This is a genomic window from Hylemonella gracilis, assembly GCF_004328645.1.
GTDB classification, from domain to species: Bacteria; Pseudomonadota; Gammaproteobacteria; order Burkholderiales; family Burkholderiaceae_C; genus Hylemonella; species Hylemonella gracilis_B.
The window spans coordinates 942,536-965,986 of sequence record NZ_CP031395.1 but is presented as its reverse complement, the minus strand read 5'-3'; the positions used below and the strand labels follow the sequence as shown (position 1 = coordinate 965,986).

The 23,451-nt window shown below is 66.7% G+C and carries 24 protein-coding genes; 11 read left to right on the top strand and 13 right to left on the bottom strand.

All coding sequences use genetic code 11. The features are described from left to right. Positions 1 to 29: 29 nt before the first annotated feature. On the top strand, positions 30 to 1,439 hold the full coding sequence (locus DW355_RS04645) for an alpha/beta fold hydrolase (RefSeq protein ID WP_131278170.1): 1,410 nt from the start codon (positions 30 to 32) through the stop codon (positions 1,437 to 1,439). Positions 1,440 to 1,488: 49 nt separating this feature from the next. Here the strand turns inward: DW355_RS04645 and DW355_RS04640 are convergent, their stop codons facing one another. Genes DW355_RS04640 through DW355_RS04615 form a run of 6 tightly spaced genes read right to left on the bottom strand, consistent with a single transcriptional unit; the run spans position 1,489 to position 5,592 of the window. Further along, the gene (locus DW355_RS04640) at positions 1,489 to 2,298 is read right to left on the bottom strand and encodes a LytR/AlgR family response regulator transcription factor (RefSeq protein WP_131278169.1); all 810 of its coding nucleotides are present in this window, start codon (positions 2,296 to 2,298) and stop codon (positions 1,489 to 1,491) included. 28 nt (positions 2,299 to 2,326) lie between these two features. Then, positions 2,327 to 3,379, bottom strand: a complete 1,053-nt coding sequence (locus tag DW355_RS04635) for a sensor histidine kinase (protein ID WP_131278168.1) — start codon at positions 3,377 to 3,379, stop codon at positions 2,327 to 2,329. Beyond that, positions 3,376 to 3,663: a 2TM domain-containing protein gene (locus DW355_RS04630; protein ID WP_131278167.1), complete on the bottom strand. Its 288-nt coding sequence runs from the start codon at positions 3,661 to 3,663 to the stop codon at positions 3,376 to 3,378. Before DW355_RS04630 ends, DW355_RS04635 begins: the two co-directional genes overlap by 4 nt. A 10-nt stretch (positions 3,664 to 3,673) precedes the next feature. Beyond that, positions 3,674 to 4,720 (bottom strand): alpha/beta hydrolase family protein, encoded by a 1,047-nt coding sequence (locus tag DW355_RS04625; RefSeq protein ID WP_131278166.1) that lies wholly within the window; start codon positions 4,718 to 4,720, stop codon positions 3,674 to 3,676. Continuing rightward, positions 4,717 to 4,995 carry a 2TM domain-containing protein gene (locus DW355_RS04620; RefSeq protein ID WP_131278165.1) on the bottom strand — a complete coding sequence of 93 codons (279 nt, stop codon included), beginning with the start codon at positions 4,993 to 4,995 and terminating at the stop codon, positions 4,717 to 4,719. Before DW355_RS04620 ends, DW355_RS04625 begins: the two co-directional genes overlap by 4 nt. A 51-nt stretch (positions 4,996 to 5,046) precedes the next feature. Then, positions 5,047 to 5,592 carry a DUF6622 family protein gene (locus DW355_RS04615; RefSeq protein WP_131278164.1) on the bottom strand — a complete coding sequence of 182 codons (546 nt, stop codon included), beginning with the start codon at positions 5,590 to 5,592 and terminating at the stop codon, positions 5,047 to 5,049. Between the two features lie 225 nt (positions 5,593 to 5,817). On the opposite strand from DW355_RS04615, the gene DW355_RS04610 reads away from it, so the two are divergent. The 3 genes from DW355_RS04610 to lpoB are packed head-to-tail and all read left to right on the top strand — an operon-like array spanning position 5,818 to position 8,272. Beyond that, the gene (locus DW355_RS04610) at positions 5,818 to 7,212 is read left to right on the top strand and encodes a COG3014 family protein (RefSeq protein WP_131278163.1); all 1,395 of its coding nucleotides are present in this window, start codon (positions 5,818 to 5,820) and stop codon (positions 7,210 to 7,212) included. 11 nt (positions 7,213 to 7,223) lie between these two features. After that, a complete protein-coding gene (locus tag DW355_RS04605) occupies positions 7,224 to 7,631 on the top strand; it encodes a DUF1425 domain-containing protein (protein WP_165493114.1) in 408 nt (135 codons plus the stop codon). An 8-nt stretch (positions 7,632 to 7,639) separates the two neighbouring features. Continuing rightward, positions 7,640 to 8,272, top strand: coding sequence for a penicillin-binding protein activator LpoB (lpoB, locus tag DW355_RS04600; RefSeq protein WP_131278161.1), 633 nt, complete (start codon positions 7,640 to 7,642; stop codon positions 8,270 to 8,272). A 34-nt stretch (positions 8,273 to 8,306) separates the two neighbouring features. On the opposite strand, the gene xdhC is transcribed toward lpoB, so the two are convergent. The 5 genes from xdhC to argP form a co-directional block, all read right to left on the bottom strand. Further along, positions 8,307 to 9,173: a xanthine dehydrogenase accessory protein XdhC gene (gene xdhC / locus DW355_RS04595; RefSeq protein WP_131278160.1), complete on the bottom strand. Its 867-nt coding sequence runs from the start codon at positions 9,171 to 9,173 to the stop codon at positions 8,307 to 8,309. A 104-nt stretch (positions 9,174 to 9,277) separates the two neighbouring features. Continuing rightward, positions 9,278 to 9,946, bottom strand: coding sequence for a thiol:disulfide interchange protein DsbA/DsbL (locus DW355_RS04590; protein WP_131278159.1), 669 nt, complete (start codon positions 9,944 to 9,946; stop codon positions 9,278 to 9,280). 71 nt (positions 9,947 to 10,017) lie between these two features. Then, the gene (locus DW355_RS04585; protein ID WP_131278158.1) at positions 10,018 to 10,602 is read right to left on the bottom strand and encodes an SPOR domain-containing protein; all 585 of its coding nucleotides are present in this window, start codon (positions 10,600 to 10,602) and stop codon (positions 10,018 to 10,020) included. A gap of 82 nt (positions 10,603 to 10,684) precedes the next feature. Beyond that, the gene (gene argS, locus DW355_RS04580; RefSeq protein WP_131278157.1) at positions 10,685 to 12,370 is read right to left on the bottom strand and encodes an arginine--tRNA ligase; all 1,686 of its coding nucleotides are present in this window, start codon (positions 12,368 to 12,370) and stop codon (positions 10,685 to 10,687) included. 277 nt (positions 12,371 to 12,647) lie between these two features. Beyond that, a complete protein-coding gene (gene argP / locus DW355_RS04575) occupies positions 12,648 to 13,574 on the bottom strand; it encodes an HTH-type transcriptional regulator ArgP (protein ID WP_131278156.1) in 927 nt (308 codons plus the stop codon). 202 nt (positions 13,575 to 13,776) lie between these two features. On the opposite strand from argP, the gene DW355_RS04570 reads away from it, so the two are divergent. Then, entirely contained in the window at positions 13,777 to 14,424 is a 648-nt protein-coding gene (locus tag DW355_RS04570) for a LysE/ArgO family amino acid transporter (RefSeq protein ID WP_131278155.1), read from the top strand. A 139-nt stretch (positions 14,425 to 14,563) separates the two neighbouring features. On the opposite strand, the gene DW355_RS04565 is transcribed toward DW355_RS04570, so the two are convergent. Next, positions 14,564 to 15,466: a LysR family transcriptional regulator gene (locus DW355_RS04565; RefSeq protein ID WP_131278154.1), complete on the bottom strand. Its 903-nt coding sequence runs from the start codon at positions 15,464 to 15,466 to the stop codon at positions 14,564 to 14,566. A 72-nt stretch (positions 15,467 to 15,538) separates the two neighbouring features. Here DW355_RS04565 and DW355_RS04560 point away from each other — a divergent pair, with 72 nt between their 5' ends. From DW355_RS04560 to DW355_RS04550, 3 genes are all read left to right on the top strand, one after another. Next, the gene (locus DW355_RS04560) at positions 15,539 to 16,861 is read left to right on the top strand and encodes a sulfatase family protein (protein ID WP_131278153.1); all 1,323 of its coding nucleotides are present in this window, start codon (positions 15,539 to 15,541) and stop codon (positions 16,859 to 16,861) included. Positions 16,862 to 16,894: 33 nt separating this feature from the next. Continuing rightward, positions 16,895 to 17,875: a Bug family tripartite tricarboxylate transporter substrate binding protein gene (locus DW355_RS04555; protein WP_131278152.1), complete on the top strand. Its 981-nt coding sequence runs from the start codon at positions 16,895 to 16,897 to the stop codon at positions 17,873 to 17,875. A gap of 154 nt (positions 17,876 to 18,029) precedes the next feature. Next, positions 18,030 to 18,314, top strand: coding sequence for a hypothetical protein (locus tag DW355_RS04550; protein ID WP_131278151.1), 285 nt, complete (start codon positions 18,030 to 18,032; stop codon positions 18,312 to 18,314). Between the two features lie 82 nt (positions 18,315 to 18,396). Here DW355_RS04550 and DW355_RS04545 read toward each other — a convergent pair whose 3' ends face one another. Next, the gene (locus DW355_RS04545) at positions 18,397 to 19,386 is read right to left on the bottom strand and encodes a LysR family transcriptional regulator (protein WP_131278150.1); all 990 of its coding nucleotides are present in this window, start codon (positions 19,384 to 19,386) and stop codon (positions 18,397 to 18,399) included. A 172-nt stretch (positions 19,387 to 19,558) separates the two neighbouring features. On the opposite strand from DW355_RS04545, the gene DW355_RS04540 reads away from it, so the two are divergent. From DW355_RS04540 to DW355_RS04530, 3 genes are all read left to right on the top strand, one after another. Then, entirely contained in the window at positions 19,559 to 21,823 is a 2,265-nt protein-coding gene (locus DW355_RS04540) for a malate synthase G (protein WP_131278149.1), read from the top strand. 143 nt (positions 21,824 to 21,966) lie between these two features. After that, complete coding sequence (locus tag DW355_RS04535) at positions 21,967 to 22,575, top strand: class I SAM-dependent methyltransferase (protein WP_131278148.1); 609 nt, start codon at positions 21,967 to 21,969, stop codon at positions 22,573 to 22,575. 71 nt (positions 22,576 to 22,646) lie between these two features. Continuing rightward, positions 22,647 to 23,438: a DUF1624 domain-containing protein gene (locus DW355_RS04530; RefSeq protein WP_131278147.1), complete on the top strand. Its 792-nt coding sequence runs from the start codon at positions 22,647 to 22,649 to the stop codon at positions 23,436 to 23,438. The last annotated feature ends 13 nt before the right edge of the window (positions 23,439 to 23,451 follow it).

The following is a 23,451-nucleotide window of genomic DNA, read 5'->3' as shown; positions in this document are numbered from 1 at the left end:
CGGACCCGCCTCGTTTCCAGGAGCGTCCCATGCCATTCACACGCCGTCTTGCCTCCCTTGTTGCCGTCCTGCTGGCCAGTGCGCTGTCCCTGCTGGTCGGCTGCGCAAGCCCCTCGTCATCCATGTCCGATTCCCTGCAAACCTACCCTCCCATCGTCTTCGTGCACGGCAATGGCGACAGTGCCGCCTTGTGGCTGACCACGCTCTGGCGCTTCGAATCCAATGGCTGGCCGCGCGAGCGTCTGCATGTGATTGAACTGCCTTACCCGCAGGCGCGCGACAACGACGCCAAGCCCCAGCCGGGCCGCAGTTCCACCGCCGACTACATGGCCTATCTGAAAGCCGAGGTGGAGCGGGTGCGACGCGCCACGGGGGCCTCGCAAGTGGTCCTTCTGGGCAATTCGCGCGGGGGTTACGCCGTGCGCAACTACATCCAGAACGGCGGGGGCGCGGCCTCCGTTTCGCACGTTGTCCTGGGCGGCACGCCCAACCATGGCGTCTGGGCCATCAAGGGCTACAACGAAGGCAGTGAGTTCTCGGGCACCGGCCCCTTTCTGACGGGCCTGAACGCGCCCAAGAACGCCAACGGGGATGAAGTCACCGGCCCGGTGCGCTGGATGACCGTGCGCAGCGACAACAACGACAAGTACGCGCAACCGGATGGCCTGTGGATCGGCGCCAAGGGCACGCCAACGAACGTGGGGCACGACGGCCCCGAGCTCAAGGGCGCGCGCAACGTGGTCATCGCCGGCCTGGACCACCGCGAGACCTCCTTCTCGCCCGCGGCCTTCGCCGCCACGTACCAGTTCCTCACCGGCCGTGCGCCGACGGTGGACATCGTGTCGGAGGCGCGGGTGGAATTGAGTGGCGTCGTCACCGGCCTGGGACTGAACCCCAGCGATCCCGCCAGTGGCGACTATGTGAACAACCTGCCGCTCGCGGGCGCCGAACTGAGCATCTATGAGACCGATGCCACCACGGGCCAACGCCTGGGTGCGCCGGTCTACACGCGCAAGACTGGCGCGGACGGACGCTGGGGACCGTTCAAGGCGCGAGCCGGCATGGCCCACGAGTTCGAGCTCAAGGCAGCGGGTTACGCCATCACGCACGTCTATCGCAGCCCCTTCCCGCGCTCCAGCGGCATCGTCACCCTGCGCCCCGAGCGCATCACGGCTGCCGCTGAGAAAGAGGCCGCGGCCCTGGCCATCTTCACGCGTCCGCGCGGCTATTTCGATGCCCGACGCGACACCCTGCGCTTCGATGGCCGGACGCCGCCGCCCGGCGTGCCGCCCGTGGGCGCGGGCGTGTCCAACTCGCGCCTGCGGCTCGACAGCGCAGCCGACCGCGCGATCACGGCCGAGTTCAACGGCGAACCACTCGCCGGCCGCGTCTGGCCTGCGGCGGCCGGCCATGTGACGGTGCTGGAACTGACGTATTGAGCGGACTGCGCGTGCTGGCACAGGACCAGCACCGGCGCAAGGCGCCCACTCACATGGCTTTGAACAGATGGGCGTAGAGGCGGCTGACCGGCAGTTTTTCCGCCCGCGCCTTCAAGGCCAGCGACAGCTTGCCGGCTTCGTCGCGCAGCACGCTGTCAATCGCGGTGGCGCGCACCACGGTGCCGCGGTGCACCTGCCAGAAAACGGCCGGGTCCAGCTGCGGCAACAACTCCTTCAGCGGCGTGCGGATCAGCACCTCCTGAGCCGCGGTGACCACGCGCAGGTATTTGTCGGCCGCCTCGATGTAGACCACCTCTTCCACTGGCACCAGACGCAGGGTGTTGCCCACACTGGCCTGGATCACCTTCAGCGCTGTCTGCGCTGAGGTCGAGGCAGCCGTGGGCGCGGCGGGGGTGAGCGCCAGCAGGTTGCGCAGCTGCGCCAGCGTGCTGTCCATGGTGTGGGTATCGCGCCGCGCCAGCAACTCGCGCAGCTTCGCCACCGTCTTCTGCAAGCGGGCGGCCTGCACCGGCTTGAGCACGTAGTCGATGGCCTGCGCTTCGAAGGCCTGCACGGCGTACTGGTCGTAGGCGGTGACGAACACCAGCGCGGGAAAGGGCGCATCGTGTGGCCAGGCCTCGGCCAGATCGGCGGCGGCCTCCAGTCCCCCCTGACCGGGCATGCGGATGTCGAAGAACAGCACATCGGGTCGATCCCGCAAGGCGGCCTGCACCGCCGCCGCGCCATCCCCCACGGTGGACACGATGGACAGTTCGGGCCAGGCGCGCGCCAGCTCCGCCTGCAAAGCCTGCGCCAGCAGCGGCTCGTCTTCGGCGATCAAGGCGGTCGGCGTGCTCATGGGGCCCCGCGTGATTGCGTGCGTGGATTCATGCGCCGAGACTCAAGGGCAAGGTGATGCGGGTGCGCGCGCCCTTGCCCGGGGCGCTCTCGAAGTCATAACCGGCGGCCTCGCCATACAAGGTCTCCAGGCGCTGGCGCACCTGCACCAGCCCGAACCCACCACCGCCTGACCCTCCCACCATCTCGCTCTGACCCACGCCGCTGTCGCTGATCTCCAGCACCAGCCGCGCGCCTTCGCGACTCGCCCGCACCTCGATGCGGCCGCCTTGTAGCTGCGGCTCCAGGCCATGCCGGATGCTGTTTTCCACGATGGGCTGCAGCAGCAGGGGCGGCACGGCCTGCGTCGCCAGTTCCGGTGGCAACACCAGTTCGTAGGCGAGGCGCAGCCCCATGCGGATCGCCATCAGGGCGAGGTAGTCGCGCAGGCGGTCGAATTCGACTTGCAGGGGATGCGTGGTGGCACGCGAGGCATCCAGCGTCGCGCGCAGGTAGGCGATCATGTGGTCCAGCATCTGCTGGGCACGCGGCGGGTCGAGCGCGATCAGCGCGCGCAGATTGGCCAGCGTGTTGAACAGCATGTGCGGCTCCAACTGCGTTTCCAGCAGCTTCAGGCGTGCTTCGTTGGCATGGCGCCGTGTCTCGCTCATCTGGCGCTCGAGGTGGCCACGCCGCGCCGCACTGAAGAAGTAATAACTGCCGGCAATGCCCGCCAGCGCCGTGATCAGCACGGACTGGCGCGCCTGCACCACGGGGTCCGGTCGCGGGCCGACGTACAGCCCGAGGGCTCGGCACAGCACATCCCCCAGCGCCGTGCCGACGAAGTAGCCGATCGCGATAGCGGCGGCCACGAGCGCCACGCCGGCCAGCCCCTGGGGCCAGCCAGTCTCCGCGGCGGAAGGCAGGAGGTGCCGCGGAAAATCGATGCAAGCCCAGGTGATGATCCCAATGCACAAGGAGTAGGCCAGTTGCACGCCGTAGCCGCGCTCGGGCAAAAAGGCGTACTGGATCGTCGCAATGGCCAGACAGAACGCCAACACCTGCAACAGGTGCCGCAGCTTCGCGACGGGGTCGATCGTCATCGCTGCGCGCGCCGCAAGCGTTCGCGCTCACGTTCGACCAGGCGCTCGCGCAAGCCGCTGCCGAGGACGAAAACCGCGATGCCGTGCAACACCACACCCAGGCCCCAGCCCAGCGCCGGGTAAAGACTCCAATGCCGATGCCCCACGCCGAGCCAGGACAGGGCCAGGAAGACCCCGTTGAACAGCAGGTACACGACGGCATGGAGGTACCAGCCCAGCTTCGCGCCAGCGCGACGGCGAGCGATTCGTTCGATCTGTTCGGGGCTGAGGGGGGGCGTGGACATCGTGACGATTCTAGGACTTGGGCAAGAGGTATTGGACGAAGTATTGGGTGATACGCGCATGGGCTTGTGGCACCTGGGCGCGGTCGAAGTCCGGCGGGTCGGCCAGCAGACGCACTTCCGGGCCATGCAAGTCCGGCGGTTGCGGCGACATCAAGGAGCCATGCCCGGCGTTGGGTGCGTCGACCACCAAGGTGCAGCTGGCGCAAGCCTTCAGCACCTGGTCGACGTGATAGGCGGGCTTGAGCCAAGCATCCTTGCCATTGCGCACCAAACCCAGGGGCACGACGGGATGCGCCAGCGACGCCAGGTCGAAGTCCACCGCCAACGGGACCTCGGCCACGATGGCCGCGATGCGCGGGTCAGTGTGGCCATACCACCGCGTATCGTCCAGCTTGCGGCGAATGACGAACAGCGCGCCCGCCTTCTTCAGACCATCCGCCCAATTGCCGTGCAACTCGAGGGAAGTGCCGACGCAGGTGGGAAAATCGTCGGCGATGTGCGCTTCGCAATGGTCGCGCAGCGCCGCGGGCGACCAGCGCCCACCTGCCAGCACAAGCGCGGTGTGTCCCCCGGCGGACATGCCCCACATGCCGACACGGTCCAGCTTCAACAGCGGTGCGAATCGCGGGTCCGCGCCGACGACGTCGATGGCCCGGGACACTTCGAGGGGCCGGCGCTCCCAGCTCCGCGGACCGACCAGGGCGTGGTCGTGCCAGTTGTCGCCCTGGTGTTCAGGCAGCGCGACCACGAAGCCCGCCTGGGCCAGCTGGATCGCGAAATCGGCGTAGACCCACGGCGAACCGCCCGAGCCGTGGGACAGCACCACCAGCCGACCGTTGCCTCGCGTTGGCGCGGCACCCCAGGCCACCTGCAAGGTGAACGGTCCCAGCACCTTGGTCTGGGCCGGGGCATCGGTCGGGTAGAAGACCGTGACCGGCCCGTCCCCCGACTGCCCGGGGAGCTCGCGCACACCCACCTCGGCTTGCGCCACGCAGTTCGTGACGAGGAGCAGGGCCAGCAGACCCAGGCGCGCACGCGCCGCGGACCGCGCGGTCATGACAGGCGGTCCTCGCGCTGCGCGAGCAGCCGGCGGCGCTCCCGCTGCACCAGTCCTTCGTGCACCCCGCTGGTGAGCACAAACACCACCAGGCCGTGAATGAGGAGGCCCAGGCCCCAGCCCATCGCCGGATAGATAGCCCAGCCGCGCGGGCTCTGCGCCGACAAGATCATCAGCAGCAGATTGACGGCGAGGTAGACGGTAGCGTGGATGTACCAGCCCAGCTTGGCGCCGGCGCGGCGCCGGGCCTGGCGTTCGAGGTCAGGGATCTGCATGGTGGTTCTCCTTGAGGGATAGGTTGGTCGCGAGAAGGTCGAGGGACGAATTCAGGCGGTGACCGCGCGGCGGCCTCGCAGGGCCAGCTTCCAGAGGCGGGCGGCGCGACCGACGAAAAGGCCGGTGAAGGCGCCATACAGGCTGGCGACGGTCAAGGCATACGCGGGCTCTTGCATCAGTTGCGGGGCCATGACGAGGTCCACGCCGACCACGTACTTCACCAGGAAGATGCCCAGCATCAGCAGCAGGGGTGCTCCACTGCCGGGAATGGCGTAGGTGCGGGAGGCGGCGTCGTAACGGGCCGGCGATGGCAGGCGAACCACCAGGGCGAAGACGGCCACGGCCGCCGTCATCCAAACGCCCAAGGCCTGGGGCAGCAGGGCCGAGCCACCCAGGGCGGACAGCGTGCCCCAAACTGAGAAACTGGTCATGGCGAGCGGCGTCAGTGACACGCGCGCCAGGCTGGCCTGGCGATCCTTCCATTGGCTGGCGCCCAGAATGGCCAGGCCGAGAGCCAGCCCCCCGACCCAGGGGGGCGTGTTGCGGATGACCGTGGGCAGAGCTTCGGGGTGTTGAATGAGCAGTTGAATCAGCATGGTGCACTCCTGTAGGCGATGGACGCACTGTGCGGGACCGCCACCGGAATCGCCAGCAGGCTGTGACGAAACGCGGAGAGCGGGGTGTGAAATGCCGCTGACGCAGTGCGAAACGCCCGGCACAAGTGATATTGCACAATGGTGCACATGCAAGAAATAAGCACTCGGGAATGTGATTCAGGGGGGCGGATACCGGTTGTCACCCGGCGCGGGTCTTTCCTGCTGGTGCTGCTGGCCACCCTGCTGGCAGGTTGCGCTGGCAGCTCTGTGTTCGTCCCTTATCCCAGCACGGCGCAGACCTACCGGCAGGCCCTGGACACGGGAAAACCCGAAAGCGCCGTCAAGGCCATCGGCAGCAAGACCAAGAGTGCCGATGGCATGCTGTACCTGCTGGAACGGGCACGCGTCCAGCAGCTGGAAGGCCACGCCGAGGACAGCAAGGCCGATTTCGACGCGGCCATCGCGCGTTTCCAGGCCCAGGATGAGCAGGCCACCATCTCGGCCTCGGCCCTGGCGGCCTCGGGCCTGAGCCTCTACAGCAACGACAACGCCCGGCCCTACCAGGGACGCACTTATGAACGCGTCTTCGTCCATCAGTACCAGGCCCTGAACTACCTGGCGCAAGGGGATGTCCAAGGCGCGCTGGTGGAGGTACGCCGCGCGAATCAGGTGCAGGTGGAGGCACTGGCCAGAAAAGCCAACGCGGTGGACGACGCGCGCGACAAGTCCGAGCGGGAGGCCAAGGCCAAGGGACTGGACCCGGACAGCTACGACAAATTCTTCAATGAGATGGACCTGGCGGCGGGTCGGGTCAAATCCAGCTTCCAGAACGCGGCCACTTTCTACCTGTCAGGCCTGATCTATGAAGCCACGGGTCAGACCAACGACGCGTACATCGACTACCGCAAGGCGCTCGAAATCGCGCCCGACAATCCCTACCTGCAGAAGGACGTGGTCCGCACCGGCCTCAGGGCAGGCATGGACGACGCCAGAAAACTGGCCCAGCAACTCAAATTGCCGACCAATCCGGCGGCGGTGGCGCCAGCCGCGGAACAGGGCGATCTGGTGGTGTACCTGGAGGAAGGGCTCGCGCCGATCAAGCAGCCGGTCACGATCCCGATCTACACCAGGAACACCGCCAACTACGTCAGCTTCCCGGTGTATCGCTCGGTGCCTGCACCGCAGGCCTACACGCTGTCGGTGGATGGCGCGGCACATGAGACCACCCCACTGACCGACACCCGCGCATTGGCCGTGCGCACGCTCAAGGACGAAGTCTGGGACCTGCTGGTGCATTCCTTCCTGCGCCTGATTGCCAAGCAGGATCTGCAGCGCAACGTCCAGCGCAACAACCAGAAGAGCAACGAAGCGTTGGTGCTGGGCCTCGCCACCATGCTGTTCACCGTCGCCACCGACCAGGCGGACCTGCGTTCCTGGCTGACCCTGCCCGGCAGCGCGCAGGTACTGCGCCTGCCCTTGGCCGAGGGCGAGCATCACATTGCCTTGCCGGGCCGGCCCGGACAAGCACCGATCACGGTCGAAATACGTAAAGGCAAACCCACCTTGCTGCACCTGACCGTTTTGCCGGGTAGTATCTACAGCCGGGTTTATCCTCTGTGATGGAGTTCGTCATGAAACAAGTCCTGTCCTATCTCACTCCCACGGGCGCCGTGCGCCTGGCCATGCCCATGCTCCTGAGCTTGGTGCTGGCCGCTTGCAGCTCGTCCTCCCTCATCGACTACCGCGGCGGTGCCTTCGAGGACGACATCGAGGTCGACAAGACCTCCCTTTCCCTGGTCGAAGGCGGCCTGCCGCAAGCCCGCGCCGTTCTGAAGAACGACACCAGCAAGGAGCTGAAGTTCGAATACAAATTCGTCTGGCTGGACACCGAAGGCGTGCCGCTGGACGAAACCGACCGCCCCTGGCGATCGGCCAAGCTGGCAGGCAAGGACCGCATGACGGTCACCGGCACGGCACCCTTTGACCGCGCACGCCGCTTCCAGATCCAGATTCGCGAACCGCAGGAAATCAAGAAGTGAGTCTTCCCATGAAACACAGCCTGTCCTACACACTGAAAACCTCCACCTCCACGGTCTTGTTGGCCGCTGCCGCGCTGGGCCTGCTCGGCTTGTCCGGTTGCGCCTCCAAGGTGGAGTACGGCGACGCCACCGGCGTGGAAACCGTGAACACCGATTTCGGCTCCTCCGATCTGCAATTGATCGCGGAAAAGATGGTGGACGACCTGCTCTCCTCGCCCGCGATGCGTGACATCGCGCCCAATGGCGAGCGCCCGATCCTGTTCATCGAAAGCATCAAGAACAAGACCGTTGAGCACATCGACACCGAGTCGATCACCGACACCATCTCGACCAAGCTGCTGAATTCCCGCCGCTTCCGCTTCGTGGACATGACCCGCATGGACGCGGTCCAGAAGCAACTGGACTACCAGAAGAACAGCGGTCTGGTGGACGAAACCAAGGCCGCGCAGATGGGTCGCCAGCTGGGCGCGAAGTTCATGCTTTACGGCAATCTGGCTTCCATCACCAAGTCGGCCGGCTCGACCAAGGACATCTACTACAAGTTCACGCTCAAGCTGTCCAACATCGAAAGCGGCATCGTGGAATTCCAGAGCGAGAAGGAAATCCGCAAGACCCGCAAGAAGAGCCTGTTCGGCGGTTGATGTCCGCAAGCGCGCACCTGCCACGGGCGCGCGCTCAGCGCGACGCCTGACCTGGCAGTTGCAGCAGCTGCGCCGCCACGGCCACGGCGATCACCTCCGGCTGCTTGCGAAATTCGCCCGCGATGCCGCCCACCCCGATGGGGCAGGTCACGCGGGCGAAATCTTCTTCGCCCCACCCCCGCGCCGCCAAACGATGGCGGAAAGTCGCCCATTTGCTGCGGCTGCCAATCAGGCCGATGTAGGGCAGGTCGTTCTGCTCCCGCGCACGCGTGAGGCAGGCGGCCAGGATGTCCAAGTCTTCCGCGTGGCTGAAGCTCATGATCAGCACGGCGCTGCCGGGCAGCAAATCCCGCACGGCGGCGTGCACCGGATCTGAATGCTCACAACGCAAACGCACGGCGCCCGCCGTGATGTCGGCGGGAAAGATGCCTTCCCGGCTGTCGATCCAGTGCAGCGCGAAAGGCAGGCCCGCCAGCAACCGGGCCAAGGCCTGGCCCACATGACCGCCGCCGAAAAGCGCCACCGGCAAGGTGGCCGCAGCGGCGGTGCGCAGGCGTAACGCCTGGGACTGCGCATCCCTCGCGTCCAGCAACTCATACCGCAGCCAGACCACGCCACCGCAGCATTGGCCCAGGCTAGGGCCCAGCGCTTTGCGCTGGTCTTTGTCGGGGAGTGCTGTCTTGCCGGCCAGCAAGGCCCGGGCAAAGGCAATGGCTTCGAATTCCAGGTGCCCCCCGCCTATCGTGCCCGTCACCTTGACGCCCGCAGCGGTGAACTCGTCAGCGGCACCCGTGGTAGGGACGAACTCGACCAGCATCCACGCGCCCACGTCGCGCGGAGCGGACCCCTCGGTACGCACGACGCGCACCAGCATCGCGGCGTCATTGGACAGGTGAACCATGCGCGGTGCGTCAGATCACGGGTTGGGGCGGACGTGAGGAAGCGTCAAAGCGCGGAGCCACTGCACGTCCTTTGTTTTTTCTGCCGCCGCGGGCAGACGCCGCGTCAGCGACCCTTCTTCACTTCGCCAGCGAGGAAATCGACGACCTGGAGCGAGCGCTCCATGCTGCGCGTGAGCGACGCGTCGGTGTAATAGCGGCCCGCCACGCCCAGCGCCGGCACGCCGTCCACTTGGTAGGCGCTCACCAACTGGTTGGCGCGCCCGACCTTGGCCGCAACGCTGAAGGAGTTGTACGCGTCCGTGAACTGCTTCTTGTCCACGCCCTGGGTCGCGAGCCAGTCGGCAATGCCGGCGGGATCCTCCAGACGCTGACGATCCACATGCACGGCGCGGAACACCTTGGCATGCAACTGATTCAACTTGCCCAGGGCTTCCAGCGCATAGAAAAGACGCTGGCGGGTTTCCGGGCGGGGGCCCACGAAGGCCACGGGCACGCGACGCAGCACCACGTCCTTGGGCAGGCGGCGGCTCCAGGCCTCCAATGTGGGCTCGAAGGCGTTGCAGTGCGGGCAGTAGTAAGAGAAGAACTCGACCACCTCGATCTGGCCTGCCGGCGTTTCCACGGGCGCGGTCTGCTTGAGCGGCAGGTAGTCGCGACCACTTTCGAAGCCTGCGCCCTGCGCCGATGCGTTCAGGGGAAAAGTGGCCGGCAGGGCGACGGCACTGCCCAGGCCGGCGGCGGTCAGGGCACGGGTAAATTCACGGCGTTGCATGGTGATCGGGACTCCTGATCGCGGTTTGATTTGCTGGGTTGGGTCGCGCGCGGGCAAACGACCGGACGGGCTCAGCGCTGGCCGCGCACCTGGGCGGTCTGCTGACCCGCAGCCTTGAGCTGGCTTTCGGCGCGATCGGCGTCTTCCTTGCGCTCGTAAGGGCCCACGCGCACGCGGTAGATCAGCCGACCGGAGGCATCCTCGGCCCGCAGGACGCGCGCCTGCACGCCGGTCAGGGAAAGGCGCGCACGCTGGGCTTCGGCGTCCTCGGGCTTGTAATAGGCACCCACCTGGATGTAGTAGGCCAGCATGTTGGGGTTGGCTGCCTTGTTGTCCTCGTTGATCTTGGCGCGCGCCAGATCACCCAGCGGATCGGCCGACTTGGCGGCAGGCACCGTCACGGGCGCGGGCACAGCCGCCTCGGGTTCGGCGGGTGGCGGCGCGGGACGGGTCTTGGTCGCCAGGGGCGCGTTGGGCTTCCAGTCCTTGTTGCGCTCCAACTCGGCCGCATCCTGTTCTGGCGTGCGGTTCTGGCCCTTGTTCATGAAGGGCACCGGCGTCTTGGTCACGTAAAGCGCGACCAGCAGCGCCACGGCCAGGCCGACGACGACGCCGATGATGAAACCGAGTAGCGTGCTGCCGCGTTGCTTGTTCATATCGCAGGAATGGGTTGCAGAAAATTCAATGAAGCGAAAGATACGGGGCGGGCGCGAACCAGGGGAGGGTCGCGCCCTGCGCTCACATCTTCACGGGAGCGCTCACGCCCAACACGGCCAAGCCGTTGCGCAGCACCTGCGCGGTGGCGGCCACCAGGGCCAGGCGGGCACGCTTGACGGCCTCGTCCTCCACAAGAATGCGCTCGGCATCATAGTAGCTGTGGTAACTGGCCGCGAGATCACGCAGGTAAAAAGCCACATCGTGCGGGGCGAAATCGCGCGCGGCACCGGTCAGCATGTCCGGGTACTGGGCGAGCTTGAGCATCAGCGTGTGCGCGGCCGACGTGTCCAGTGCGGCCAGGTCGGCGTCGCGCAGGGTCACCGGGTCGCCGCCCTCCTTCTCGCGCCAGGCCGCCAACACGGAACAGATGCGCGCATGCGCGTACTGCACGTAGTAAACCGGGTTGTCGTTGTTCTTCTGCACGGCCAGGTCGACATCGAAGGTGTACTCCGTGTCGGGCTTGCGGCTGAGCAGGAAGAAACGCACGGCGTCCTTGCTGGTCCATTCGATCAGGTCGCGCAGCGTCACGTAGGACCCCGCGCGCTTGCTGATCTTGACCTCCTCGCCACCGCGCACCACGCGCACCATGGTGTGCAGCACATAGTCGGGGTAGCCCTGGGGAATGCCAACGCCCGCCGCCTGCAGGCCGGCGCGCACGCGTGCGATGGTGCCGTGGTGGTCCGTGCCCTGGATGTTGACGACCTTCTGGAAACCGCGCTCCCACTTGCTGATGTGGTAGGCCACGTCCGGCACGAAGTAGGTGTAGCTGCCGTCGCCCTTGCGCATGACGCGGTCTTTGTCGTCGCCGTAGTCGGTGCTGCGCAGCCAGAGCGCGCCGTCCTGCTCGTAGGTCTTGCCGGCGGCGCGCAGTTTCTCGACCGTGGTGTCCACCTTGCCGCTGGTGTAGAGGCTGGACTCCAGGTAGTAGTTGTCGAAACGCAGGTTGAAGGCCTGCAGGTCCAGGTCCTGCTCGTGGCGCAGGTAGGCCACGGCGAACAGGCGCATGCTGTCCAGGTCGTCCACCTGGCCGCTGGCCGTGTAGCTGCGGTCGTCGGCCTGCACGGTCTTGCCGGCCATGAAGTCGGCCGCGATGTCGGCGATGTAGTCGCCGTTGTAGGCACTCTCGGGCCAGCCCGGGTCGCCGGGCTTGAGGCCGCGCGCGCGCGCCTGCACGCTCACGGCCAGGGTCTGGATCTGCACGCCCGCGTCGTTGTAATAGAACTCGCGGTACACCTCCCAGCCCTGGGTGGCGTAGAGGTTGGAGATGGCGTCTCCCAGGGCGGCCTGGCGCCCGTGGCCCACGTGCAGCGGCCCGGTCGGGTTGGCGGAGACGAACTCCACCATCATGCGCTGGCCATTCGGCGTCTGGCGGCCATAGCGTTCGCCCGCACCCAGCACCTCGCGCACGATTTCCTGCTTGGCGGCGGGCTTGAGCCGGATGTTGATGAAGCCAGGCCCGGCGATTTCCACCGCCTCGACCCAGATGGAAAAGGCGGGCATGGCCAGCAGGGCACGCCGCAGCTCCTCGGCAACCTGGCGGGGCGGCTGCTTGAGTGGCTTGGCGATCTGCATGGCGGCGGTGGTGGCCAGATCGCCGTGCTCGGCCAGCTTGGGCGACTCGAACGCCGCGCGGGCGCCCGCGCCGGGCAACAACTGTTCCAGCACGATGGACAGGGTCTGGAGCAGCTCGTTTTTGACGGACAACATAGGGGGGTGATTCTACTGACCGGGCCCTGCGCGTCCCACGGCGCACGGCATGCCGGTGCCCAACGCACACCAAACTTACGCTTGGACGCAGAACGGCGCCGTGGCCGCCAAAGGGCACACAATCAAAATCGGCCGACTCTTACGCTGGAACGCCGAATGCCTATGCTGGGCAGCGGTTCGGAGCCCGTTTCTCCCCGAGCGTGGCCTGGACCGCTTCTGTCCTTGAACCCCGCCGCGGCACCTCTCCCCGTTCTCCTCCAGCCCGGCGGGGATCTTTTTACCCCCCTCCATCCAGCTTGCGCGCCGCCTGCTTGACGGCCGCCGTCAACATCTGCGCGGAGGGTGATTCACGTGCCCAGTGCTGCCAGTACAGCGCCACGTCCACCGTCGCGCCGGGCAGCAGCTCCTCGAAGGCGCCCTCCGCCTTGTCACGCCGGGCCGCCAGCGTGTGCGCGGGCACCATGCCCCAGCCCAGGCCCAGGGCGATGGCGGTGTCGAAGGCTTCCACCGAGGGCGCGTAGTGGCGCGGATAGGGCGGCTGGCGCAGGTCGAAATGCTGTTCCAGGTAAGTGTCCTGCAGCGCGTCCTTGCGGTTGAAGATGATGGCCGGCTGCGCCAGCAACTGGTGGACGGAAAGCTGGCCCTGACGATCGCGGCATTCCCGCGCCAGCGCGGGCGCGGCCACGCCGTGGTAGCGCAGCACGCCCAGCGGCTCGGCGAGGCAGCCACGCAGCGGTGCGGCCAGCGTGGTGACACAGCCCAGCACATCCCCGCTCTTGAGTGCGTCGTGCGTATGGTCCTGGTCGTCGATCATGATGTCGAGCAACAGGCGTTGGCGCGCCAGGACCGGCGCGACCCCAGGCAGAAACCAGCTCGCCACCGAATCGGCGTTGATGGCCACCGGCAGGGTCTGCCAGGCGCGGCTGCCGGCGCCGCCGTCCACGCTGCCCGCGCCCTGCAAGGTGGCGAGCAAGTCGGCTTCCATGGCCCTGACCTGCTTCACATGCGCCAGCAGGGCCTGCCCGGCCGCCGTGGCGCGCACCGTTTTGCCCCGCACCAGCAGGCGCCGGCCGAGCTCGGCCTCCAGCGACTTGATGCGCAGGGAAATGGCAGCCAGCGTCAGGTGCAGGGCCTGCGCGGCGGGACCAAAGCCGCCGTGCTCGACCACGGCGGCCAGGGCATCCAGTTGTTTGGCATCCAGCATGGTCGGGCTCCTGGCAGGGCAACAGAAAACGCGACGGATTGAGCGTCGCATTTACTCAATTAATTTTTTAGTTTATCTACTTTAAATTAAAAGTATTAAACAAAACAAAGGCCATGGGCATACTGCGGGCCATTGTCTTGCGGCGCCTGAGCCTTTCTTTTTCCTGTCCTCAGACGCCGGTTTGTCCTTCCCAGGTGTCCCCATGTCCTTCGCCCTGCCTATGTCTCCCGCCTTCCTGTCCGGCATGGTGCTGAGCCTGTCGCTCATCATGGCCATCGGCCCGCAGAACGCCCATGTGCTGCGCATGGGCCTGCAGCGCCAGCACCTGGCCCTGACCGTCGCCATCTGCGTGCTGGCCGACGTGGTGCTGATCGCTTTGGGCGTGGCGGGCCTGGCGCAGCTCGGCGGTCTGTCCGACAAGCTGCATGGCGCCTTGATCGGTGCGGGTGCGCTCTTCCTCGCGGTCTACGGCTGGCAAGCGATGCGGCGCTTCCTGCGCCCGGTCGCGGTGGACCTGCAAGCCGCCGCGCTCCAGCCACCGGCCATGACCCGCCGTCAGGCCGTGCTGGCGGCGCTGGCCTTCTCCTGGCTCAACCCGCATGCCTGGCTGGACACGGCGGTGCTGATCGGCACGGCCTCCCTGGCCTATGGCCTGGACGGCGGTCCGGGACGCGCCGTTTTCGGCCTGGGTGCCGCCACCGGCTCGCTGCTGTGGTTCGCCGGACTGGGCCTGACCCTGTTCTGGCTGGGCCGGCGCTTGAACTCGGTCGCGGTCTGGCGCGCGCTGGACGGCCTGGTCGCGCTGATGATGTGGGGCACCGCGCTGTGGCTGGTGACCAGCCTGTTCTGAACTCGCCCGGCTCACGTCCCGTCATGCGCTGAGCCGCCGGCAGCAGGCCCGGGTGGATGCCGCTGCGGGCGGCCTTTGTCACGGGGCTTACCGCGCCAAGGGCAGCGCCGCCTGCGCACTGCGCCGCGCAAGCGCTGCGTCAGAGCGAGGCCGCGTAGGCCAGGATGGCGTCCCGGATCGCCAGGAAACGCGGGTCTTCCAGCAAGGGCGCGCGGCACCAAAGGTAAATGGGACGCGGCTGGGACGGCACCGACAGCTTCAGCTCCGTGACTGGAAACTGCGCCTGCAGCAAGCGCATGGGGTAGTGCGGCAGCACCGAAAGGTGCCCGCCCGCGCTCAGGATGCGCAGCAGCACGAACGCCTCGCCCAGCACGGCAATGTCATTGCGCGGACTCTCCACGCCAGCGACGCGCAGCATCTCGCCCACGGCCTGGTCGAAGGGCGAGGCCGTGCCCAGGCTGATCCACGGCATGCCGTCCGCGTCGCCCGGGTCCAGCCGCCCGCGCGCGGCCAAGGGGTGCGCGGCGCCGCAATAGACACCCAGGTCGTCCTTGACCATCAGGCAGCGCTCGATGCCCGGCGGCGGTTTGTCCAGCCAGGAGGGCGCAATCACCAGGTCCTGCCGACCGTCGATGAGTTGCTCGACCAGCAGGTGCGGCCGGTCGCTCTGCACGCGCAAGGCCATGTCGGGAAATTGCCGCTGCAGCACCTGCACCAAACCCGGCAGCAGGGCCGCCCCGACGATGGGGCCGCTGCCCAGACGCAGTTGCCGGTTCAGCCCCCCGCGATGGCGCGCGCCGACCTCGCTTGCATCCTGCAAACGGCGGGCGATGGCACGGCCTTCGCGCGCCAGCATTTCGCCCAGGGGCGTGCTGCGCACACCGAAGCGGCTGCGCTCGAACAAAGTCCCGCCGGCCTGCATCTCCAGCGTCTGCATGTTGTGCGTCAGCGTGGGCTGGGTCAGGTGCAGATGGCGACTGGCCTGGGTGATCGAACCCTTTTCGAGGATGGTCGCCAGTTGGACCAGATGGCGTGGATCCATCGGTTTTTTTTAGTTCAAAAGGTCGATTTTCAATTTTACAGATGGTTTTATGCTGCCTAAGCTGGCCCGCGCATGAAACCGAATCTGATCTACATCGTCGCGGACGATCTGGGCTACGCCGACCTGGGCTGCTACGGCGGTCGGGACGCCGCCTTCGGCCCCGTCTCTCCCAACATCGACGCCCTGGCCGCCGGCGGGCTGCGCCTGAGCGAGGGCTACGCCAACTCCCCGGTATGCTCGCCCACCCGCTTCGCGCTGATGACCATGCGCTACCAGTACCGCCTGCGCGGCGGAATGGAAGAGCCCATCAACAGCAAGAGCAAGGGCAATCCCAAACTGGGCCTGCCCACGGACATGCCCACCCTGCCCTCGTTGCTGCGCGAGGCCGGTTACACCACCGCATTGGTGGGCAAGTGGCACCTGGGCTACCCGCCCGCCTTTGGGCCGCTGCGTTCGGGTTACGACGAGTTCTACGGCATCATGGCCGGCGGCGCGGATTACTTCACGCATTGCTCGGGTCGGGGTGACCATGACCTCTTCCTCGGCGAGGAGGAGCACCATGAAATTGGCTACCTGACCGATCTGCTCTCGCGACGCGCCACCGACTACGTGACGCGCCAGGCGCCACGGGCCCGCGACGGCCAGCCTTTCTTCCTGAGCCTGCACTACACCGCGCCACACTGGCCCTGGGAAACGCGCGACGACGCGCACCTGGCCGCCGAGGTGGCAAGCAACCTCTTCCACCTCGACGGCGGCAACGTCGAGACCTACCGCCGCATGATCCACCACATGGACGAGGGCATCGGCCAGCTCGTGGCCACCCTGCGCGCGCAAGGTCTGCTGGACAACACCCTCATCGTCTTCACCAGCGACAACGGCGGCGAGCGCTTCTCCGACAACTGGCCCCTGGTCGGCGGCAAGATGGACCTGACCGAAGGTGGCATCCGCGTACCCTGGGTCGCGCACTGGCCGGCCGTGATTCCGGCCGGCAGCGTGAGCGCGCAGCACTGCATGACCATGGACTGGTCGGCCACCCTGCTGGAGCTCGGCGGTGGCCGGGCCCACCCGGACTACCCGATCGATGGCGTCTCGCTGGCGCCGGTGCTGCGCGACCCCGGCCACCACTTCGAGCGCCCGCTCTACTGGCGCATGAACCACCGCAAGCAGCGTGCGCTGCGGCGTGGGGATTGGAAGTACCTGCAGGTAGACGGCAACGACTACCTGTTCGACATCCGCGCCGACGCGCGCGAGCGCGCCAACCTGGCGCACCGGCAGCCCGAGCGCCTCGAAGCCATGCGCCAGGATTGGTTGACCTGGAACACCACCGTGCCCGCCATCCCCGAAGACGCCGCGGTCAGCCTGGGCTATTCGTACAAAGACATGCCCCAGCGCTGACCTCCATTTCCCCAACCCGAAGAGGAACTCACCGTGAAGAATTTCAAGACCTTGGCCATCCCGCTGTTGCTCGGCGCGCTCGCCTTCGCGCAGAACGTCAGCCATGCCCAGGCCTGGCCCACCAAGCCCATCAAGCTGATCGCGCCATCCACGGCCGGCGGCCCGCCCGATGTCTATGCCCGTGCCCTGGCCGAGCAATTGGGCCAACTGCTGGGCCAGCCCCTGGTGGTGGAAAACTCACCCGCGGCCGGCGGCATGATCGGCGCGCAGCAGATCATGCGTGCCCCGGCAGATGGCTACACCCTACTGGTCAACACCGCCGGCATGATGACCATCACCCCCAACGCCAACCCCAAGGCACAGTACAAGGCCAGCGATTTCACGCAGATCTGCCAGGGCGTGGAAGCGGCCCTGGTGCTGGCCAGCAACCCCAGCCTGGGCACCAAGAACTACGGCGAACTGGCGACTTGGATCAAGGCCCAGAAGACACCGCCCATCTACTCGTCCTACTCCCTGGGCTCGCCCGCGCACTTCCTGGGCTACCAGCTCAGCGAGGCGCTCAAGACCGAGATGACCCACATCCCATACAAGAGCAGCCCGCAGCAGATCAACGACATGCTGGCGGACATGGCGCCGCTGGGTTTCGTGCAAGTCGCCACGGCCAACCCGCACATCAAAGCCGGCAAGCTCACCGCTTACGCCGTCACCAGCGAGAAACGCGTGGCCCAGCTGCCGAACGTACCCACCGTGGCGGAACTCGGCCTGCCCCAGCTCACCACCACGGTCTGGTTCGGCCTGTCAGGCCCCAAGAACCTGCCGCCCGCCATCGTCAGCAAGCTGACTCAGGCGCACCAGCGCGTGCTGGCCTCGCCGGAATTCCAAGCCCGCATGGCCGCTTCTGGCTTGGACGCCAGCCCCGACGTCTGCGGTGACAAGTTCATGCGCAAGATGAACGTCGAAACGGAACGCTGGGCGCGCATCATCAAAGCCACCGGCTTCGAAGCAACGAACTGAGCGTGTCACGTAGCATTTGGTGACGCGAGGACTGTCGACACAAGGACGGCGCAAAAACAAGGGGTGGCGGCCTGTCACGGCAAAGCGCTAGACTCCCGCCCCGGGTATCCATCCCGGACGCCCCAAACATCCACTCCTTGAGACAAAAGACATCATGAAAAAATTGCTCTCTCTGCTCGCCCTCGGCCTGGCCCTGAGTTTCGGCACCGCCGCTCAGGCCCAGGACTACGCCTCCACCTGCGCGGCCCAGTCCGCCGAGAAGAAACTGGCCGGCGCCGCCAAGACCAGCTTCGAGAAGAAATGCGTGGCCGACGCCCAGTCCAATGCCAACGCAATGTGCGAAAAGTCCGCCGCCGACAAGAAGCTGGCCGGCGCCGCGAAGAACAGCCATGTGAAGAAGTGCATGGCTGACCAGCAAGCCGCCCCCGCGAAGAAGTAAGCACTTCGCTGCTTCCTTCCCCACAAACCCCGGACGCGCGAGCGCCCGGGGTTTGCTTTTTTGGCGCGCCGCGAAGCGCGACTCAGCGACGGGATTGCCAGAAGGCAGGCTGGCCGTAGTGGTGCTTCAGGAAATCCAGCCACAGGCGCAGGCGCAGCGGCAGGTGCTTGCGCTGCGGAAAGACGACGTAGATGCCATTGGGCGGCGCGGCGTAGTCCTCCAGCACGGGCACCAGGCGGCCCGCGCTCACGTCTTCCTCCACCTCCCAGGTGCTGCGCCAGGCGATGCCGTAACCGGCCAGGCACCAGTCGTGCAGCACCTGCCCGTCCGAGCAATCGAGCGGCCCCTGGGGGCGGTAGTGGATGAGTTCCCCGCTGGCCCCGGCCCCGTTTTCCACACCCGTGTCCTGCGCGTCTTCGCTCGGTTCCTGTACCGAGCCTTCACCCTTGCCTGGCATACGGAAAGCCCAGCCCCGCGTCTGCGACGCCTCGCTGGACAGCACCAGGCAATCGAAGCGCGCCAGGTCCTGCGGGGTTCGCGGTGTGCCGTGGCGCTTCAGGTATTCGGGCGTGGCGACGCAGAGCCGCCGGTTGTCGGCCAGGCGCACACTGACCAGGGATGAATCCGGCAGATCCCCCACGCGCACGGCACAGTCATAGCCCTCGCGCGCCATGTCCACCACCCGGTCGCTCAGATTGAGCGAGATCGTCACGTCGGCATGCAGCTCGCGAAAGCGCGGCACCAGGGGCGCCACGTGGCGACGGCCAAAACCGGCGGGGGCCGTCACACGCAAGTGGCCACTGGCTTTCACGCCGCCAGCCGACACGCCGGCCTCGGCCGTGGCGATGTCGGCCAGCAGGCGCTGGCATTCCTCCAGAAAGGCGCTGCCCTCGTGCGTGAGCGAGAGCCGCCGCGTGGTGCGCAGCAGCAGCTTGACGCCCAGGCGTTCTTCCAGCGCGTCCAGGCGGCGGCCCATGATGGCCGGGGCCACGCCCTCGGCCCGTGCCGCCGCCGTCAGGCTGCCGCGCGTGGCCACGGCCACGAAGGATTCCATCTGCTTGAGTTTGTCCATGTCCGCCTCGACTCCGCCTTGATTCGATACTTTTTGTTCCGAATATCGAGATTATTTATTGATTAATGAATGACCAAGTATCAAATACAGTTCGGCATCGAAAAAAAACAGGCGCACCTTGCGTGCTGCGCCCTGTCTGCCCCCTTCTGTCTTTGCCCCCCGGAGGTCCGCCATGACGACACCCACCCCCGAATTCACCCGCGTCCACAGCCTGCAGGTCGCGACCGCGCTGCACCGTTTCGTTGAACAGCAAGTGCTGCCCGGCACAGGCGTGGACAGCGCCAAGTTCTGGGCCGGTTTCGACGCCATCGCGCGTGACCTCGGCCCCAAGAACGCCGCCCTGCTCAAGAAACGCGACAAGCTGCAGGAAGAGCTGGACGCCTGGCATAAAGCCAACCCCGGGCCCATCACGGCCGGGAAGAACATGAAGGCCTACCAGGCCTTCCTGGAAAAAATCGGCTACCTGGTGCCCGCGCCGAAGGACGTGCACTGCGACACGACCAACGTCGACGCCGAACTGGCCGTGCAGGCCGGCCCGCAGCTGGTGGTGCCCATCCTGAACGCGCGCTACGCGCTCAACGCGGCCAATGCGCGCTGGGGCTCGCTCTACGACGCGCTCTACGGCACCGATGCCTTGCCTGAGGACAAAGGCGCCACCAAGACCGGCCCGGACGGCAAGGGCTACAACCCGGTGCGCGGCGCCAAGGTGATCGCGTACGCGCGCCACGTGTTGGACCGCGTGGCCCCGCTGGCTGCCACACAAGGCAAGCCGGCTTCGCACGTGGGCTCCAAGGGCTACGCCGTGCTGGGCGGCAAGCTGATCGTCACGCTCAAGGACGGCCGGGAAGCCACGCTGGCCGAAGCGGGCAAGTTCATCGGCTACCAAGGTAGCGCCGCCACGCCCAGCGCCATCCTGCTGCGCAACAACGGCATCCACATCGAAATCCAGATCGACCGTGACACGCCCATCGGCCAGAGCGACCCCGCCGGCGTGAGCGACCTGCTGGTCGAAGCCGCGCTCTCCACCATCCTGGACCTGGAAGACTCCGTGGCCGTGGTGGACGCCGAAGACAAGGTGCTGGCCTACGAGAACTGGCTGGGCATCCTCAAGGGCACGCTGACCGAAACCGTCAGCAAGGGCGGCAAGAGCTTCACGCGCCGCCTCAACCCCGACCGCGTCTACCAGGGCGCGAACGGCGAAGAGATCAAGCTGCACGGCCGCAGCCTGCTCTTCGTGCGCAATGTGGGCCACCTGATGACGCACCCGGCCATCCGCTATGGCGACGGCAGCGACATGCATGAAGGCATCATGGACGCGGTCATCACCACGGCCATCGCCCTGCACGACCTGCAAGGCCTGACGAAAAACTACGTGCGCAACTCGCGCACCGGCAGCATCTACATCGTCAAGCCCAAGATGCACGGCCCCGAGGAAGCGGCCTTCGCCTCCGAGCTGTTCGCCCGTGTCGAGGCCCTGCTGGGCCTACCCGAGAACACGGTGAAGCTGGGCATCATGGACGAAGAGCGCCGCACCAGCGTCAACCTCAAGGCCTGCATCGCCGCCGCCAAGAGCCGCGTGGCCTTCATCAACACCGGCTTCCTCGATCGCACGGGCGACGAGATGCACACCGCCATGCACGCCGGCCCCATGATCCGCAAGGCCGCGATGAAGGGCACCGCCTGGATCGACGCCTACGAAAAACTCAATGTGCTGGTCGGGCTGGCCACCGGCCTCAAGGGCCGCGCACAGATCGGCAAGGGCATGTGGGCCATGCCCGACCTGATGGCCGCCATGCTCAAGCAGAAGATCGTGCACCCGCTGGCCGGTGCCAACACCGCCTGGGTGCCCAGCCCCACCGCCGCCACCCTGCACGCGCTGCACTACCACCAGGTCAACGTGGCCGCGCTGCAGGACAGCCTGGAGAAGCAGGCCACGGCCAAGACCTTCAAGCAGACCGAAGCCAAGGAACTGGCCCGCCTGCTGACCGTGCCCGTGGCCGGCAAGCCCGGCATGAAGGCCCCCTGGACCGCCACCGAGATCCAGCAGGAAATCGACAACAACTGCCAGGGCATTCTGGGCTACGTGGTGCGCTGGATCGACCAGGGCGTGGGCTGCTCCAAGGTGCCCGACATCCACAACATCGGCCTGATGGAAGACCGCGCCACCCTGCGCATCAGCAGCCAGCACATCGCCAATTGGCTGCTGCACGGCGTGGTGACCGAGAGCCAGGTGCGCGCCGCCTTCGAGCGCATGGCCGCCGTGGTGGACGAGCAGAACAAGAGTGACCCGCTCTACAAGCGCATGGCCGGCAACTTTGAAACGTCCATGGCCTACAAGGCCGCCACCGACCTGGTGTTCAAGGGCCTGGAACAGCCCAACGGCTACACCGAGCCGCTGCTGCATGCCTGGCGCTTGAAGGTCAAGGCCTCGGCTTGATCCCACAAGAAGCGAGTTGAGGAGAGAACGGCGCCCGCGGGCGCCGTTTTTTTTTGCACCTCGCCAACGTGAAGCGAGCGCGCGCCCCTGGGTCATACTCGCCGTTGGCGCCCCTTCGGGCGCAGCGACAACAAGGAACAAGCGTGCAATCTGCCAGTGAAACATGGTTCGACGAGGTCTACTACCAACGCTACTACTTCGACAAGAAGACCCGCGTGGTGGACCCGAGCCATCTTGAACGGCTGGGCACCTTTGTGTGCAGCTACCTCAAGTACCTGCGCGTGCCGGTGCGGCGTGTGCTGGATGTGGGCTGTGGCATCGGCCTGTGGCGCGACGTGGTGGCCCGGCACTACCCTGAAGCGCATTACCACGGCGTGGAGTACAGCGAGTACCTGTGCGCGCGCTACGGCTGGGAGCGCGGCTCGGTGGTCGACTACCGCAGCACCGAGCCTTTTGACCTGGTGATCTGCCAGGGCGTGCTGCCCTACCTGAGCGCCGCCGACCTCAAGCTGGCGCTGCACAACCTCGCCACGCTGAGCCGCGGCGCCTTGTACCTAGAGGCCGTGACGCGCGAGGACTACGAGCGCGACATCGTCGACGACACGCTGACCGACCAGCGCCTGTTTCGCCACCGCGCCCAGCTCTACCGGCGCGGCTTGCTGGAAGGGTTCACCGAGGTGGGCGGCGGCGTCTGGCTCAGCCGGCAGACCACGACGCCGCTGTTTGAACTGGAATACGCGAGCGGGCGCTGAGCGCGGCGGCCTGACGATGAAGGCCACGGCGTGATGCCGCGGCACGGAATGCCGCACGCTACAGTGCGCGCATGAAGCCCGCACGTTCATCCGCCTCTGCCTCGTCACGCACCGCGTCTTCCTCCAAATCACCGCTGCGCCTGCCGCGCCTGGACGCCCTGCGCGGCGCGGCCTTGTTGTGGATGGCGGCGTTCCACGCCTGCTTTGACCTGGCCTACTTCGGTTGGCTGAAGGCCGATTTCTACCGCGACCCGTTCTGGACCACGCAGCGCACGCTCATCGTCAGCCTCTTCCTGCTGTGCGCGGGCCTGGGGCAGGCGCTGGCCCATTCCCAAAACATCGGCTGGCCGCGCTTCTGGAAACGCTGGGCGCAGATCGCAGGCTGCGCGCTGCTCGTGTCCCTGGGCTCGTGGTTCATGTTCCCAGGCAGTTTCATCACCTTCGGCGTGCTGCATGCCATGGCCGTGATGCTGCTGCTCCTGCGCTGGGCCGGGCCGCGCCTGCAACCCTGGCACTGCGCCCTGCTCGGCCTCCTGGCCGTGCTGCTGCCGCAGTTCGTGCAACACCCCTTTTTTGACACGCGCTGGACCAACTGGCTGGGCCTGGTGACGCACAAACCCATCACCGAAGACTACGTGCCCCTCTTGCCCTGGCTGGGTGTGATGCTCTGGGGTTACGGGCTGGGCCGTTGGCTGCTGGCGCGTACCCAAGGCAAGCGCGCAGCACCCCTGCTGGGCGGCGCGCTGCCGCAAGGTTTGGCCCCGCTGGCGCTGTTGGGGCGTTGGTCCTTGAGTTTTTACATGCTGCACCAGCCGGTGTTGATGGGCTGCATGTTGCTGGTCCAGTCTGCACTTACTGCGTGAGGTAAGCCCGCAG